13 protein-coding genes are annotated in these 16,277 nt (G+C 63.7%); 2 read left to right on the top strand and 11 right to left on the bottom strand.

Features of this window, described 5'->3' with window-relative positions:
- Nucleotides 1–162: 162 nt before the first annotated feature.
- The 10 genes from glgX to GXP39_12245 all read right to left on the bottom strand — a co-directional run bounded on the left by glgX (nt 163) and on the right by GXP39_12245 (nt 12,057).
- A complete protein-coding gene (glgX, locus tag GXP39_12200; protein NOZ28798.1) occupies nt 163–2,301 on the bottom strand; it encodes a glycogen debranching protein GlgX in 2,139 nt (712 codons plus the stop codon).
- Between the two features lie 33 nt (nt 2,302–2,334).
- A complete protein-coding gene (locus GXP39_12205) occupies nt 2,335–3,576 on the bottom strand; it encodes a divalent metal cation transporter (protein ID NOZ28799.1) in 1,242 nt (413 codons plus the stop codon).
- 43 nt (nt 3,577–3,619) lie between these two features.
- Nucleotides 3,620–4,678, bottom strand: a complete 1,059-nt coding sequence (locus GXP39_12210) for a PrsW family intramembrane metalloprotease (GenBank protein NOZ28800.1) — start codon at nt 4,676–4,678, stop codon at nt 3,620–3,622.
- Between the two features lie 198 nt (nt 4,679–4,876).
- Entirely contained in the window at nt 4,877–7,318 is a 2,442-nt protein-coding gene (locus tag GXP39_12215) for a plasma-membrane proton-efflux P-type ATPase (protein NOZ28801.1), read from the bottom strand.
- A gap of 142 nt (nt 7,319–7,460) precedes the next feature.
- Nucleotides 7,461–8,063: a PRC-barrel domain containing protein gene (locus GXP39_12220; GenBank protein ID NOZ28802.1), complete on the bottom strand. Its 603-nt coding sequence runs from the start codon at nt 8,061–8,063 to the stop codon at nt 7,461–7,463.
- Between the two features lie 244 nt (nt 8,064–8,307).
- Nucleotides 8,308–8,859: a HEAT repeat domain-containing protein gene (locus GXP39_12225; protein NOZ28803.1), complete on the bottom strand. Its 552-nt coding sequence runs from the start codon at nt 8,857–8,859 to the stop codon at nt 8,308–8,310.
- Between the two features lie 135 nt (nt 8,860–8,994).
- Entirely contained in the window at nt 8,995–9,180 is a 186-nt protein-coding gene (locus tag GXP39_12230; protein NOZ28804.1) for a hypothetical protein, read from the bottom strand.
- Nucleotides 9,181–9,245: 65 nt separating this feature from the next.
- On the bottom strand, nt 9,246–9,458 hold the full coding sequence (locus tag GXP39_12235) for a hypothetical protein (GenBank protein NOZ28805.1): 213 nt from the start codon (nt 9,456–9,458) through the stop codon (nt 9,246–9,248).
- A gap of 446 nt (nt 9,459–9,904) precedes the next feature.
- Nucleotides 9,905–11,356, bottom strand: a complete 1,452-nt coding sequence (locus tag GXP39_12240; GenBank protein NOZ28806.1) for a HAMP domain-containing histidine kinase — start codon at nt 11,354–11,356, stop codon at nt 9,905–9,907.
- Nucleotides 11,356–12,057 carry a response regulator transcription factor gene (locus GXP39_12245; GenBank protein ID NOZ28807.1) on the bottom strand — a complete coding sequence of 234 codons (702 nt, stop codon included), beginning with the start codon at nt 12,055–12,057 and terminating at the stop codon, nt 11,356–11,358. The genes GXP39_12240 and GXP39_12245 overlap by 1 nt, the downstream gene beginning before the upstream one ends.
- A 296-nt stretch (nt 12,058–12,353) precedes the next feature.
- Here GXP39_12245 and GXP39_12250 point away from each other — a divergent pair, with 296 nt between their 5' ends.
- Together GXP39_12250 and GXP39_12255 are read left to right on the top strand one after the other, a co-directional pair.
- Entirely contained in the window at nt 12,354–14,534 is a 2,181-nt protein-coding gene (locus tag GXP39_12250; GenBank protein ID NOZ28808.1) for a hypothetical protein, read from the top strand.
- Between the two features lie 111 nt (nt 14,535–14,645).
- Nucleotides 14,646–15,626 carry an aldo/keto reductase gene (locus GXP39_12255; GenBank protein NOZ28809.1) on the top strand — a complete coding sequence of 327 codons (981 nt, stop codon included), beginning with the start codon at nt 14,646–14,648 and terminating at the stop codon, nt 15,624–15,626.
- A gap of 127 nt (nt 15,627–15,753) precedes the next feature.
- On the opposite strand, the gene GXP39_12260 is transcribed toward GXP39_12255, so the two are convergent.
- Nucleotides 15,754–16,263 carry a nitroreductase gene (locus GXP39_12260; protein ID NOZ28810.1) on the bottom strand — a complete coding sequence of 170 codons (510 nt, stop codon included), beginning with the start codon at nt 16,261–16,263 and terminating at the stop codon, nt 15,754–15,756.
- Nucleotides 16,264–16,277 lie beyond the last annotated feature (14 nt).

The following is a 16,277-nucleotide window of genomic DNA, read 5'->3' on the forward strand; positions in this document are numbered from 1 at the left end:
TTACTTTCTCTACTTTACCCAAGGCGTTCCCTTTTGACTAGTCCCTTCTCCAAAAAGCCAAACTTCAGGGAGGGGCGGAGCCCCTCCGAGCCTCCAGCGATGGCATTCCTCAAACACGCTCTCAGAGCCTCCGCATTGCTCGTCTTCCCGGGGCGCCACCGATTATGCCCGGGCGATCAGAATCACACTGGAGCGGCACGATACCCGGTAAGCCTCCTGCGAGTCGAGAAGAGGTTCCTCGCCCTCCTCATGCAGATCGTGGGGGCAAGGCCGGGATGTATCCACAGCCAGATGCCAGCGGCCGCCCCGTGGCGGTGGGGGCAGGACGAAGCTTGTAGCGTTCTCGTCCGCATTGAACATCAGATATAGGTCCTCTTCCTCCTCTCCCAGGATCAGGCAGGCCAGCCGCTTTTCTCGGGGGTCTGACCAATTAGGTGGCTCCCCCATCGGGCTGAACCAGCGGATATCGGCCTCCGTGTAGAATTCCTCCCGTCGCAAAACGGGATGCGCGCGGCGGAAGGCGATCATCCCCCGCGTGAAGCGATAGATCTCCTGATGCCGCTGCAGGAATGACCAGTCGTACCAGCTGATTTCGTTGTCCTGGCAGTACGCGTTGTTGTTGCCTCGCTGGGTGCGCCGAAACTCATCCCCGCCCAGCAACATCGGGACGCCGCGTGAGATGAACAGCGTGAGCAGGAAGTTCTTGATCTGTCGCCTGCGCACGGCGTCGATCGTCGGGTCGTCCGTCTCGCCCTCTACCCCGTGGTTCTCGCTGTAATTCTCCTCGGCGCCGTCCCGGTTCCCCTCCCCGTTGGCCTCGTTGTGTTTCCGGCGATAGCTCACCAGGTCATTCAGGGTGAACCCGTCGTGGCAGGTGATGAAGTTGATGCTGCACTCGGGCCCCTTGCCCGATTGCTGATAGATGTCGGCGCTGCCGCAGATGCGGCTGGCGAAAAGGCCGATCATCCCCTCATCTCCTCGCCAGAAGCGCCGCACTTCATCTCGATAGCGTCCGTTCCACTCCGCCCAGCGGCGCTCGGAGAAGCTACCCACCTGGTAGGCGCCGGCCGCATCCCATGCCTCGGCGATGATCTTGGCATCGCGCAGGATCGGGTCCTCCGCGATGCGCTCCAGGAGGGGGGCATTGGCCTGTAGGTTCCCCTGTTCGTCCCGGCCCAGCACAGAGGCCAGGTCGAAGCGGAATCCGTCCACGTGCATCTCCGTGACCCAGTATCGCAACACGCTCAGGATGAAATCTCGCACGACGGGATGATTGCCGTTGATGGTATTGCCCGTGCCGGTGTAATCCCTGTAGAATCTCCGGTCCTCTTCCAGCATGTAGAAGATGGCGTTGTCCACGCCGCGCAGGCAGAGCGTGGGGCCCATCTCGTTCCCCTCCGCCGTGTGATTGAGCACCACATCCAGGATGACCTCGATACCTGCCCGGTGTAGGGCCTTCACCATCTCTTTGAACTCCAGCTTCTGCTGGCCCAATCCGCCGGCGCTGGCGTAGGAGGCCTTGGGGGCCTGAAAGGCCGCCGGGTTATAGCCCCAGTAGTTCCGCAGCCGCTCGCCGGTGAGCGGGTTGGTGCGTGATAGCTCATGCTCGTTGAATTCCTGTACGGGCATCAGCTCCACGGCGGTAATGCCCAGATCCCGCAGGTAGGGGATCTTCTCGATCAGTCCCCGATACGTGCCGGGATGTTGCACGCCGGAGCTGGGGTGGATGGTGAACCCTCGCACGTGGGTCTCGTAGATCAACGTCTCCGACCACGGATGGCGTGGCGGACGGTCCTCCTCCCAGTCGAAGTGCTCGTGAGTGAACACGCACTTGGGCATGGCCCCCGCGTCATCCACCTGGGAGGGCGACAGGTCTTGCTGTGGAGAGGCGGGATCGTAGCCCAGGGCGGGCGTGAAGTCCCAATGGGCGATGTGCGTGATCGCGGTGGCGAAGGGGTCCAGGAGCAGCTTGTGGACGTTGAACCGATGCCCACTCTGGGGAGCGTAAGGCCCGTCGACCCGATATCCGTACAGCTGTCCGGGGCGGATCCCGCGCACCCAGACATGCCAGATGTCCCCTGTGCGATGGCGAACGGGATCCAGGTAGATCTCGCGGCTGGGAGCGTCGTCTCCAGGGCGCTCGAAGAGTTCCAGGTAGACGTGGGTGGCATGGCGGCTGAAGAGGGCGAAGTTCACCCCGTCTCCCAGCCGGTGAGCTCCCAGAGGCAGGGGGATTCCCACCCGGACCTCGCCGGTTTCGGAGATCTCGTGCAGGTATTCGGAGAGGGCTCGTTCGTTCACTTTATGCTCCCCTTAAGGAGGATCGATCTCAGCTTATGAGCCGAGCAATGCGATGAAGTCCGTTGCCAGCGCGACGAGGATGGTGAGGATCGCCACCCAGTTCGCCCATCGTGGGTTCCGGGCCGGGCCGACGATCCGCTCATCGTTGGAAAGCACCAGCAGCATGAGCATGAGGATGGGCAGAAGGACGCCGTCCAATACCTGGCTGTAGAAGAGGGCGTCCGCCGGGCGGAAGTTGGGCCACAGGGAGATCAGCCCCCCGCCGATCAGGCTGCCCGCCAGCACGATGTAGAAGCCGCGAGCGTGCGCAACCCGAGCGCCCAGGCCCTCCGGCCAGCCGAACAGCTCGGCTACGGCGTAGGCGGTAGAGCCTGCGAGTACGGGCAGGGCCAACAGCCCGGCGCCCAGCAGCCCCACGACGAAGGCGGCCTCTCCCCATCGCCCCAGGGGGGCCAGCGCCCTCGCCGCATCGGCTACGCTCTCTATCCGTCCGCCCGTGGCGTGGATCGTGGCCGCCGCGGCCACGATGATAAAGAAGGCGATCAGGTTGCTGTAGAGCATGCCCACCCAGGCGTTTGCATCTTCACGAGAGGCCTGGATTGTGATCCCCTGATGCAGCTCTTCTACCTCCTCTCCCGCTTGCCAGAAGAGCATATAGGGGGAGATGGTGGTGCCCAACAGGCCCAGTGCAGCAACCAGCCAAACCCGTCGTGGCACGACGTGTGGGAGTAGGGTGGCCTGGGCCACAGTCCCCCAGTCCGGCCGCGCGAGGAAAGCCGCTATGACGTAGGTCAGCAGGACGGCGGTCAGCGCCGTGAGGATCTTCTTCACCTGGAGGTATCCCTTGTGCAGGATCAAGAGCAGGACCAGCAGTATGCCAGGGACGAAGATCTCCCAGCGGATGCCGGTGAGCATCGCCAGCACGGCGGCCACGCCGGCCGTATCCGCCGCGATGGTGGCGACGTTGGCGATCACCAGCAGTAGCACGACGAGGAAACTCACGGCCCGTCCGTAACGTCTCTCGATGATGGCCGCCAGGCCGTCATTGGCCGCCAGGGCGATGCGAGCGGCCATGCTGTTGGCGGCGGCCAGCATGGGTGTGGAGAGCACCAGGAGCCACAGCTGGCTGAGGCCGGTGCTGGCTCCCACCATCGTGTAGGTCAGCACGCCGGCCGGATCGTCTCCCGCCCCGCCGGTGATGAGCGCCGGCAGTGCCCCACGGGCCAGGGTGGCCACTTGGGCTCTCCGCTCGCGCAATCGGTGGCGATTGGCCATGTCTCTCTCCGGACGTTTCCTTGGTCTATGAGCTGCTGAGCTCTCAGGAACTGGCGACCGGCTGGCCCTGGGCTGTGGCCATCCGCTTGGCCTCGTTCCATCGCCGCCAGAGGATGAAGAGGCCGATCCCGCCCACGATGGACTGTGCGATGAAGAAATCGAGGCCGGGAAGCGGGAGTACGGCCATCAGCGTGGGCAGCCCATCCCACAGCCCATGCAGGGCGGAGACGGTCAGGTAAGCCCCTAGCACCTTCCGGTTGACGCGGAAGCGTCCGCCTTTGCTTTCACGGAACAGGACGCCGGCCAGAATGGCCGTCCAGGTGCCGTGGCCCACCGGCGAGAGCAGCCCGCGCAATAGAGTCACGATGACGGTTATGGAGAGGTTGCCCCCGCTGCGGAGGAAGGCGCTGAAGGCATACCCGCTGCTCTCAAGCGCTGCAAACCCCATGCCGGCGGCGGCGCCGATGATGATCCCATCCAGCTCCGAGCCGTGCCGCCGGCGTCGTGCGATCACCAACACCCCCAGGATCTTGGCGAACTCCTCGATCAGGCCGACGGTGAAGGCCGTGAACAGGTCGAGGCGTCGGATGAAGAGGGGCTCCAGCAGTGCCGCCGCGAAGACCCCCAGGACCCCGCCGTAGAAGAAGCTCATGGCTGTCGTCGGCAGGGTGATCTGGCTGAGGTGCCGGCGCTCATAGAAGAAGGCCACGTAGGTCACGGGGACCATGAAGCTGCCCAGCATGACCACGGTCGGGAAGAGGTTGGGGTTCCCGGTCAGGCCCAGGACCAGGACACCCAGGATGTAGAACAGCAGGCCGATCAGCAGCACACGCCACCATGCGTTCGTGCGCCGGGGTAGGTGTTGCGTCGTTTGTCGTAACGATCCCTGGACCACGGTTCGGCTCCTCTCCTGCAGGTTCAAATGGACGTCAGGAGGCCCGCTTTCGGCCGGCCAGCCCGTTCCAATCGGCCTTTGCCCTTTCCCACGCCTCACGCACGTGCTTCTTGATCTTCTCCCACTCTCCCTGGTGGCTGTGCGCCTCTCGCCAGGCGCGTTCCAGGTCCTCCTCGACCTCCTCCCAGGTTTCGCCGGGATATTCATCGGCCAGGGCGTGGTTCCAGCCGAACTGCAGGGCCGGCCTGACCTCATCGAAGGGATCTTGATAGATCATCCCGCTGTATGGATCCGGATAGATGGATCGGAAGGCCTTTTCGGTCGCCTCGTCCCAGTAGTCGTGCTTCATGGTGTCGCTCCTTTCTCGGTTGTTGTTGCTCCAATGGCCCCGTGGCTGGCGCTCTCTCAGTGTTCCAACAGGCTGGGTTGGTGCAGGTCGAAGATCCGGTAGGCGGCCAGTTTGATCCGGTCGTTCACCAGGAACCAGGCCAGCGCATATCCCCAGACTACCAGCGCCCAGTGCCACCCGATGGGGGCCATGAAGATTCCGTAGGTGGCGATCAACGTCGCCACGAGTTGCGTCCCCGCCACCGCGCCCAGCAGGATGGGGGCGGGCCGGATGGACCAGAAGGGGCGCCGGGTGCGGGTGACGAAGATGGTGAGGTGCCCTGCCACGGACAGCTTCAGGTACATCAGGGACTGGATCGTCGGCCGGTCGAGGTGGAACACGCGCTCGCCCAGGTAGAAGAGGCCGAAGGAGGCGAACACCCCGGCGATGCCCAGGACCGTGGCGATCCCCAACACGATGGGCATATTCCATGCCTCGGGTTGGTCGGAGTAGTGGACGTGATCGTAGGCGATGGACAGGATGGCGCCATCGTTCAGTAGTGCCAACAGGACGATCATCACCGCCGTGACCGGGTAGAAGTTGAAGACCAGGATGGATAAGGTCATGAACAGCAGAACCCGGATCGTCTCGGCAATGCGGTAGATGGCGTAACTGTTCATGCGTTGGAAGATCTTGCGGCTCTCCTTGACCGCATCGATGATGACGGAGAGTCCGGGCGTCAGCAGCACGATGTCCGCCGCAGCCCGGGCGGCGTCCGTGGCGTCCGAGACGGCGATGCCGGCATCCGCCTTTTTCAGCGCCGGCGCGTCGTTCACCCCATCGCCGGTCATGCCCACGATGTGCCCATGCTGTTGTAACACATCCACGATGTGGTACTTGTGCTCAGGAAAGACCTGTGCAAACCCATCGGCCTGCTCGATGGCCTCGGAGAGCTGCCCGGTCTCGTGGAACCGTGCTTTCGCGAAGAGGCTGGCGTCCAGGATGTTGGCGCCCAGGCCCAGCTGCCGGGCGATCTCTTTGGCGATAGCGATCTGATCCCCGGTCACCATCTTCACCTTGATCCCCATCTTCTCGGCGGTTTCGATGGTGGCTTGTGAGTCCTTGCGGGGTGGGTCATACAGGGGCAACACGCCCAGGAATTGCCATTGGCCGCTCTCGTCCGTGCGGGCCACGCCCAGGGAGCGGAATCCACGGGTGGCGAACTCGTTCACCGCCTGTTCGACCTGGAGTTTCACCCGGGCCGCGTTGGCGGATAGGGCCAGGATCACCTGGGGCGCCCCCTTGGTCACCTGAAACGTCTTCCCGTCCGGCCCCTTCACGGTGGCCTCCGTTCGCTTGTGGACGGGATCGAAGGGGCGGAAGTGGATCACATGGTATTTGCTCAGCTGTTGCGGGTCCTTTAGGCCGCCAAGGACAGCCAGATCGATGGTATCCTGGTCCTCCGCCCGGGAGGCCAGCGCCGCGTAGAAGATCACCTGGTCCGGGCTTTCCCCTTCCACACAGTATGGGTCGCCCAGCGTCAGCTTGTTCTCCGTCAGTGTGCCGGTCTTATCGGAGCACAGGATGTCGATACCGGCCAACTCCTCGATGGCGGCCAGGTGGCTGACGATGGCCTGCTTCCGAGCCAGCAGCCTGGCTCCGACGGCCATGGTGACCGATAGGACGGCGGGCATGGCCACGGGCACCGCGGCCACGGTCAACACCAGGGCGAACTGCAGCGTGGTGAGCATGTTGTCGCCTCGGAATAGGGCGACCGAGAGGATCAGGATCACCAGCGCCAGGGCCAGCACGATCAGGTAATCGCCGATCTTCAGGACGGCGCGCTGGAAGTGGCTGACGGTGTGGGCGGTTTCCACCAAATGGGCCGTTTTGCCGAAGTAGGTGTCCTTTCCGGTGGCGTAGACCAGAGCGTCGATCTCTCCCTGTTTGATAATCGAGCCGGAGTAGACGCTGTCCCCCGGCTTGTGCGTGACGGGGAGGGACTCGCCGGTGAGGGCGGACTGATCCACGGTGATTGGGTCGCCCTCTAGCAGGCGGACGTCGGCGGGCACGATGTCGCCGATGCGCAGCCGGATGATGTCACCAGGCACGAGTTCCGGCGCCGGGATCGTCGTCCATGTGCCATCTCGTTTCACCCGGGCCTTCAGCGCCAGCTTCTCCTTGAGCGCCGCGATGGCGTTCCCGGCCTGGTACTCCTCCCAGAAGCCCACGACGGCGTTCATCAACAGGAGGGCCAGGATGATGCCGAAGTCCTCCCAATGATGCACCAGTGCGGACAGGACGGCGGCGATCTCGATCATCCAGGGGATCGGCCCCCAGAAGTAGGAAAGGAACTTCAGGATAGGGTTGCCCTTCTCCTCGGGAAGCTCGTTGTAGCCGTATTGGGTAAGCCGGCGCTGTGCCTCCGCCTGGCTGAGGCCATCCGTTGAGGCGTTGAGGCGTGCCAGCAGCTCCTCCAGTGATAAGGCTGCGGCTTGGTCGCCGGCCATGTGGGACATGTCGGCCGAGGACGCCGACGAGTCCTGCTTTTGTTTGCTCTTCTCCATCATCGCTCCTTCTCCTCATGAACCGGTTGATGGGACATCATGGATATGACCTCCCGTTTCGCCGACGCACCGGATGTGCCCCGAGAGCGATCCCTCATCTTCTGCGGATCGGGATCGTCGGCAGCGCTTCAATGCTTCGCTTGTCTAACTTCAGGTAGACGGTGTCCTCCTCTATGCGGTCGATGGCCGAGACGGGGATGGTCACGTCCCTCTGCCCCCAGAGGTGACCCTCCCGTAGCACGAGATGGGTGATGTGGCCGTTCGCCGGGTCGACCAGGAACTCATCGATGCGCCCCACGCGTCCGTCGGTGGCCTCCACGTGGTCTCCCCGGTGCACGGCCAGCTCGCCCGGGGGGATATGTTCGGTCTCCAGCCGCACGGTCAGGTCCTCCGGGACGACATAGGGCCACATCAGATACGGCCCGCCCGTGTACTCGGGCGCCTCCGCACGGATGAACTGCGTCTCGATGAAGGGATCCATGGCGGATAGCTCCTGAGCGGTGCAGCGCAGTCGTACCAGGCGAGGGGTGGACTCCACCACCTCGTCGATGCTGACTAGGCGCTCCGTATGCGGGAACCGCTTCTCCTTCACCACCAGGTGGGTGATCTCCCAATTGGTGGGGTTCACGATCACACTGGTCACATGGCCGCAAGGGCCATCAACGCAATGCACTTCTGCATTCACTGGGATGTCCATCGTCGTGATCTCCTGTCGTGAAATGGGTAACAGCCTACCTCATGATAACCGTGCCGGGGTGCCCCGTCTTTATGCCCGTATAAAGGCTGGCTTAAGAGAACTTAAAGAAGTGCCTGTTCGTGTGGCTGACAACAAAACACTCGCCCTACATATTGTTGCTTGCGTCGATGGTATCGCAATATGTAGGGCGAGTGTTCGTGCGTGAGCGCAAAGGCCGGGCTGGCCTTGAGGATCCTCGGCCCTCTCAATGGCCGTCGCCGGCCTTCTCCCCTGTGTTCAGGTCCGCAGATTGCGCCAGCCTGCGCAGGACGGTGTCCACGGCCTCCGGGATCTCCGTGGTCGGGTCGATGCTCTCTAACGCCTTCAACACCGGCGCCACCTCGTCTCGATAGCCCATTTCGGATAGGGCGTGGAGCACGTGATGGGTCCCGTCCCGTAGCCAGGCCGATTGGGGATGCTCCGCCAGGGTTTGCAGCAAGGGGGGGAGCCCGGCGAGCCCGATGGCGATCAGCCCCTCGGCGGCCAGCCAGCGGGTGCCGCCGTTTTCATCCTCCAGGGCCTTCACCAATGCCGATGCCGCCGTCGGGTCGGCGATCTCTTTCAAGGCCTTGGTGGCCTCCCAACGCATGTGGTCGTTGGGAGCCGAGAGCGCCGCAATCAAAGGGGCTACCGCCGGCTTCCCCAGTGCGACCAGGGCTTCCCGCGCTTCCTCACGCGCCCAGCCGTCATCATCGGCCAGGGTCCTGATCAACGTATGTACGTCCTTCTTGCCTTCCTGACTCAATCGTTCAAACATGCTTCCTCCCTTGTCCCCTTTCCCGTGACCGGAATGTGCTCCGGCGTCCTCGTCCCCTGCGCGATCAGCGCAGGGTGCAGCCTGCTTCTTCGGCTATATGTGGTCGTTGTGGTCTGCGGATCTCATCTGCGTGCGTCAGGCTCTGGCCACCCCAGGCGGCAGGGCGCAGGTCCATCGCTTGGGATGCCACCAGGGCGCCCGACAGTACAGGTGGGTCGTTTGGGCCAGATGGTCGTGTTCCTTGTCCAGGAAACGACAGTGTGCGCACTTGTCCGGGATGGGTGGATTTGATGTGGTTTGCTGTTCGTTCTGCTCTGCCATGATTCCCTCCGTGAGATTTCCCGGGGTGTTCCCCCGTTGTCCTGCGGGCCGATTGGGTTTCGCCCTCAAAGGTCGGTGATCAACAACACATAGGTTACGAACACTCCCAGAGCGAAGGCGGCCAGCACCAACAGCCCCAGGAGGATATCGTCACGCGGCTTGACCAGGGTGTCGCTGGTGTCGTGGCCCTGGACCCGGAAGAAGCCCCAGGCGATGAAGCTAAGCAACAGCCCTACCAGGATGCTGAGTAGAAGGGGTGCTGCGTGCACAGATGGCATGGAATGAGTCCTTACAATGAATTCTTAAGCGAACGGGGGAGCGTTGCCTCGCTTATTAGCATGGCTCAGAAGAGCCCAAACGTCCTTATGGGAATCTGACGGGGACCTTAAGCGAACCTTAAGAATGTATCTGAGAAACGCCGTTGCTTCTGCCGTGGGGAGGCCCGGAGGAGCGGGGCCCCTCCGGAAAAAGCCCTTCTTCTGCCTTCAACCTGCCTGGCCTCGGCCTGAGCCCTTTGGAAAGGGCCGAGAAAGGCAGGTGCAGGCAGGAAAAAAGAGGTTTCCGTGGAGGGGAGATCCCCTCCACGCCATTCCCTGTGGAGCTGGTCGTTGAGGGAGACCCCTCAGACACCGTGCCGGTAAATTTTCAGACCGCTCTAAGATTCTGCGAGCGCGGAGGAGCGGCAGGTGAGGGAACTTATTCGTGGAGGCGCATGGGGAGATGGCTATGTCGGGGTCTGATCATCATCAGGGGTATCCTCTGCTGGGCTGAGGGGCAGCCAGAGGGTGAAGCGGCTGCCCTGGCCGGGGGCGCTGTCCACCTCCAGCCGGCCGCCGTGGGCGGTGATCAGGTCCCGCGCGATGCTCAGTCCCAATCCCATGCCTTGTGGGAAGCGGGCGTGGGTATGGCTGCGGTAGAAGGGGGTGAAGATATGCTCCAGTTCCTCCGGCGGGATGCCAGGTCCGGTGTCGCTTACCCGGATCCATATGCTCCCATCCTCGACGCCGGAGTGAACGGCGATGGTGCCCCCGGGGGGCGTGTATTTGATGGCGTTGCTGAGCAGGTTCCCCAGCGCCTGGGCCAGCCGATCGGGATCGGCCTCCACGACGGGCAGCTCGGCCGGCATCCGATCCTCCCAGCGGAGCCCTTTCTCCTGGGCGGCCGCCTTCCAGGGAGATAGCGCCTGGGGAAGCCACTCGCTCAGGGCGATCGGGCGGCGATCCAGCTCCAGGGTGCCCACCACCTGATCGTGGAGCAGGGCCAGATCGTCCAGCAGGCGTTGCAGGTGATTCAGCTCGCCCTCCATGCCCGTCAACAGGTCATGCCGCAGGGCAGGGTCCTGATCTGCGCCCCTGAGCAGCGCCTGGATGGCCGAGTGGAGAGCGCCCAATGGGCGTCCCAGCTCGTGTATGAGGTTGGACAGCAGCCGGTGGCGGATCTCCTCCAGGGTGCGCAGGCGCTCCACCAGCGTGTTGAAGGCGTGAACCAGCAGGCGGATCTCCTGTGGTCCCTGTTCGGGGAGCGGGGTGGTCCGCTGTCCGGCGGCCAGCTGGTAGACGGCCTGGGTCACGTTCCTCAAGGGGCGCTCCAGGTTTAGGGCCAGGATCCATCCGATGATGGCGCCCAGAAGGAGCCCTGCCGCCAGCACCATGACGACGAGGGAACGCATGCGCAGGAATCGCTCGTAGACGGAGGCCAGATGGTAGGTCAGGCGTATGGCTCCGACGACCTGTTGATCTGGGCCCGGGACGGGGACCAGGACGTCGGCTATCTCCGCACGAAGGTGGCGACTGTATGAGGTCCGCACGTTGATCTCGCCCGATAGGACGTCGGACAGGCCGGGCAGGTCGATGGGTTGCCCGAGCGATTCCGTATCGGCGGGGTCGCTGGAGGCCAACAGGCGCCCGCTTCGATCCAACAGCATCAGCCGTGCCTTCACCCGGGAGCTGATGCGATCTACGAACTTCTGCGCCTCCGCCGGGTCGTCCCAGAGGTTCGGCTGTGCGGCGGCCAGCTCGGCGATCAGGACCGCCTGGCCGGCCAGTTCGCCGGAGAGGTTGGCCAGGACGATTTGCGTTTCCAGGGTGTAGATGAGCGCGATGCCCATGATGGGGATGAGGACGAGCAGGGGAAGCACATGGCTGAGGATGAACCGCTGGCGTAATGTGCGTAGCATCAGGCCTCCTGCGGCTCCAGTTTATAGCCCACCCCTCGTATCGTGAGGATACGGCGAGGATGGTTGGGCGTCTCCTCGAGCTTCTCCCGCAACCAGCGAATGTGCACGTAGACCACCTGGGATTCCCCCGCGTACTCGGACCCCCACACACGGGCCAGGAGATCGTCCACGGAGACTACGTGGCCGGCCTCCAGCGCCAGGGTGTACAGCAGATCGAACTCACGGGGGGAGAGATCGACGGGGCGGCCCGCCACCGTGACCGTGTGGGCGGCCGGATCGATCTCCAGGTCCCCAACCACGAGCGGCGCCGGCTCCCGGGGCGGAGATTCCGATGAGCGGGCCCGGCGCAGGACGGCTTTGATGCGCGCCAGAAGCACATCCAGATCGAAGGGCTTGGTGATGTAGTCGTCGGCCCCCAGCTCCAGGCCCAGCACTTCATCCAGCTCACGCCGACGTGCGGTGAGGAAGATCACCGGGATGCCGAGGTGCTCCTGGAAATGTCGCAGGGCCTCCAGGCCATCCATGCCCGGCAGCCCGATGTCCAGAAGGACCAGGTCCGGTGGGGTACGATGGGCGAGGGCCAACGCATCCTCCGCGCTGGCGGCTGTGCTGACCTGATAACCGGCCTGCTCCAGGTTGAAGGCCAGGCTTTGGCGCAGGAGCGCGTCGTCATCTACCAACAGGATATGGGCAGGTGGCATGGTCTTCTCCGGGCATGCGTGGCGGGGAATGCCGGTAAACCAAGTATACCATGATCCCGGCGAACCCCCAATAGCGGATCGCTCGGGGGACGTATATCCTGTTCGTGTGGGGATACGACGAGGAGGCTTTGGGGACACGACCTCTCAGTGGAAACCCTCTCGTTTCGACTTCACGATCGGTGTTGACGACCGACCTGATCCCGTGCATCATTAGGGCGAGGGACGGGTGGGTGAGGGATAGGCTGGCTATCACGCCTCTGTCGAGATTCCGCTATCTTGCGGGGAGGATAGGGCGAATGCGTGGTGCCCTGGCTGCCGTTGGCTTTACGTCGACCGTCGCCCAGATCGTGTTGATGCGGGAGCTCTTCGCTACCTTCTATGGCAATGAGCTGCTCTTTGGGATCGTGCTCATGGCCTGGCTGGCGTGGGGGGCGGTCGGAGCATGGGGGCTGGCCCGGTGGGTGGCGCGCCGCTGGAGAGGGATCGAGGCGTTTGCGGCGGGGATGGCGTTCGCTGCGGTGTTGTTCCCGGCGCAGATCGCATGGGTGCGTGATGTGCGGGCCTTGCTCGGGGTCACGCCGGGCGCCTTCGTGGAGTTCGGCCCGATGGTGGCCGCCGTGATCCTGATCGTGGCTCCCTTGTGCCTGGTGACGGGCTCGCTGTTCACGTTGGGGGCGCGGTGGATCATCGAAAGAGGCGGATCAGCGGGCCGATCCTATGCCTGGGAGAGCATCGGTTCGGTCGTCGGCGGGGCGCTCTTCAGCTTCCTCTTCATCCGTTGGCTCGATCCCTTTCAGACCGCTTTGCTCGTCGGCGCCGTCAACCTGACCGTGGCGATGACTCTGCTTGCCTCTCATCTCCCCGGTCTCTCCCATCCATTGCGCCGCCTTATCCCGTTGGCCGTCCTCGCCGTCTTGATTGTCGTGGCTCTCTCCCTGGGGCCCGTGCTGCACGATGCCACCCTTCGCTGGCAATGGCCCGATCTGGCCTTCGCCGCGGATTCTCCCTACGGCCGTCTCATCATCCAGGCTCGGGACGGGCAGCGGATCTTCTTCCAGAATGGCTTGCTGTCCTTTGAAACCCAAAGCACGTTTCCGGAGGAGGTCATCCATTTCCCCCTGCTCGCCCATCCCAATCCTCAAAGCGTTCTGCTCATTGGGGGAGGGGTAGCCGGAGACCTGCGCGAGGCCCTCAAGCATCCCATCGACGAGGCGGTCTACGTGGAGTTGGATCCGCTGTTGATCGAGGCTGCTCGGAGATATCTGCCCTCTGAAGACGCCGCCGTTCTGGAGGATCCCCGGGTGATCTTGGCCCTGACCGATGGCCGGCTGTACGTGAAGACCACTCCTCGGGCCTTTGACGTGGTGATCCTGGATCTGCCCGAGCCGTCCACCGGCACTCTGAACCGCTTCTATACGCTCGAGTTCTTTGAGGAGGTGCGCCGAATCCTGGCCCCGGGCGGCATCTTCGCCCTGGGGCTTCCCTCGGCGGAGAACTATTGGAGCCCGGAGCTGGCCCGGCGCAATGGGAGCATCTTTTGGACGTTGCGGGCGGTCTTCCCGGAGGTGGTGGTGTTGCCCGGCGAGCACAATTTCTTCCTCGCCTCGGGGGCCCCGCTGCCGACGGATCCGGGCCTTCTGGTCTCCCGGCTGGCCGCTCGTGGGATCGAGACGCGCTGGGTGACGCCGGCCTACATCGAGTACATCTTCACCACCGATCGATTCCTGCAGGTGCGACGGGAGTTAGAGTCGACGCAGGGGGTGCGGGTCAACAGGGATCTGGTTCCGATCTGTTATTACTATGATTTGGCGCTGTGGCTTTCTCTGTTTTACCCGAGCCTGCGCGGGATCTTCGAGAGCGCGGGGGTGGTCAATCTGGGGTGGGTGATCATCCCCCTGGCGTTGGTCGTGGGATTGGCCCGTTGGCGGCGCGGGTGGGCGGTCCCAATCGCCGTGGCCGGCGTCGGGCTGGTGGAGATGGTATTGGAGGTGGTGATCCTGTTTACCTTCCAGGTGTTGCACGGCTACGTGTACGCCGAGATCAGCCTGATCGTGATGGCGTTCATGGCCGGACTGGCGCTCGGGGCCGAGGCGGGGCACCGGCTGGTATTGCGATGGCGCTCCACGGAGGCGGGGGAGAGGGCTTTCAGACGAGCGTTTATGATGACCCAGCTGGCCATGGCCGTTTACGGCGGCGTTCTCCTGGGACTCCTCTCCTGGATGCCCCCTGTGCCCGTCCTCTTCCCGCTGCTGGCTTTGTGGGCGGGCGGGATTGGGGGGATCTCCTTCCCGTTCGCCGTGGCGCTCATGCGAGGGAGGGCAAGTCACGCGGTGGGCGTGTTATACGGGGCCGACCTGTTGGGCGGATGCTTGGGCGCGCTGCTGGGGGTGGTGCTCTTCGTGCCGGTGCTCGGCATTCCCCGCACTTGCGTTGTGATCGTGTGGATAGCGCTGGCCGGTTGGGCGGCCTTGTGGTGAAAAGCTGACAGGTCATGTTGGAGATGTCCAGCTCGCTTGACAGCTTTCGAGGGGTTGTCTAGGATAGGGGAGAGTTCCCGCCGGATTCTTTCACGCAAAGGAGGTCTATGGATGGAGTACCGGACATTGGGGCGAACGGGGGTGCAGGTTTCCTGCCTGTGTATGGGCACGATGTCGTTTGGGGCGGAGGCGGACGAGGAGACCTCGGCGGCGATGTTCCATCGCTGCCGTGAGCTCGGCATCAACTTCTTCGATACGGCGAACGTGTACGCTGGCGGCCGCTCCGAGGAGATCCTAGGCCGGCTGATCCGGGATTGCCGTGAGGAGATCGTGCTGGCGTCGAAGGTGTATTTCCCGGTCGGTGAGGATGTGAACGCCAGAGGACTTTCCCGGCGCCATATCATGCTGGCCGTCGAGGCGAGTTTGAAGCGGCTGGGGACCGATTGGATCGACGTGTATTACGTGCATCATGACGATCCGGGGACGCCCATGGAGGAGACGTTGCGGGCGTTGGATGACCTGGTGCGCCAGGGAAAGATCTTGTATCCGGCGGTGAGCAATTGGGCTGCGTGGCAGATCGCCAAAGCGCTGGGCATCTCCGAGCGGGAGGGGCTGGCGAAGTTCGTGTGCATCCAGCCCATGTACAATCTGGTCAAGCGCCAGGCGGAGGTGGAGATCCTGCCGCTGGCCCAATCGGAGCAGTTGGGTGTGGTGCCCTATAGCCCGCTGGGCGGTGGCCTGTTGACCGGCAAGTATGGCACGAAGCAGCGCCCGAAGCAGGGCCGGTTGGTGGAAAACCCCATGTACCAGAAGCGGTACGGCGACCCGATCTATTACGAGATCGCCGAGCGCTTCGTGGCGCATGCCCGGGAGCGGGGCGTGCACCCGGTTTCGTTGGCGGTTGCCTGGGTGATGTCACATCCGGCCGTCACGGCGCCCATCATTGGCGCCCGCAACCTGGAGCAGCTGGAGCCGTCGCTGAAGGCGCTGGAGGTGCCCATGACGCCCGAATGGCGGGCGGAGATCTCCGCTCTTTCCATCGAGCCTCCTCCGGCCACGGACCGCACTGAGGAGAAGAGCCAGGCGTCCTGATCAGGTGTGAACAGCGAGAAGATGGCGTCTGGCCTTGCGAAACGAACGGTAGGGGACGCACAACCGTGCGTCCCCTACCGTGTTTTCGTGCCTTTTGAAGGGGAGAATCCTGGCGTGTGGTCGTGCGTCACCACCGTTCGTATTTCACCAGCTCGGATAACGGCTTACGCTCCTTGGGCCGCGGGGAGTCGGCTGGATATCCCAGCGGCGTGAGCGCGATGGGTTCCACGTCGTCGGGCAGGCCCAGCACCTCTCGAGCTGCGTCGGGATCGAACGCTGCGATCCAACAGGTTCCCAGCCCGACGTTTGTGGCGGCCAGCACCAGGTGGTCCATGACGATGGCGACATCCACATCGGTATAACGTTTGCCATCCCTGCGCACCCACCCCTCGGCGGGCACAGCGCAGGCGCAGATGACCAGCGGCGCCTGCACGAACCAATCTCGATCGTAGATGCGCTTGAGTTCCGCCTCCCGGCCGGATGTGTGGATCACGATGAGGCGGAAAGGCTGCCGGTTGGCCGCCGTCGGTGCCAGTCGGGCGGCCTCCAGGACCTGTTGCAGCTTCTCTTCCTCCACCGGGTCAGGCTTGTAGGCCCGCACGCTGTAGCGCCTGGCGATCAGTTCTGTGAATTCCACGATGCTTCCTCCTC

Source organism: Chloroflexota bacterium (assembly GCA_013152435.1).
Classification (GTDB): domain Bacteria; phylum Chloroflexota; class Anaerolineae; order DUEN01; family DUEN01; genus DUEN01.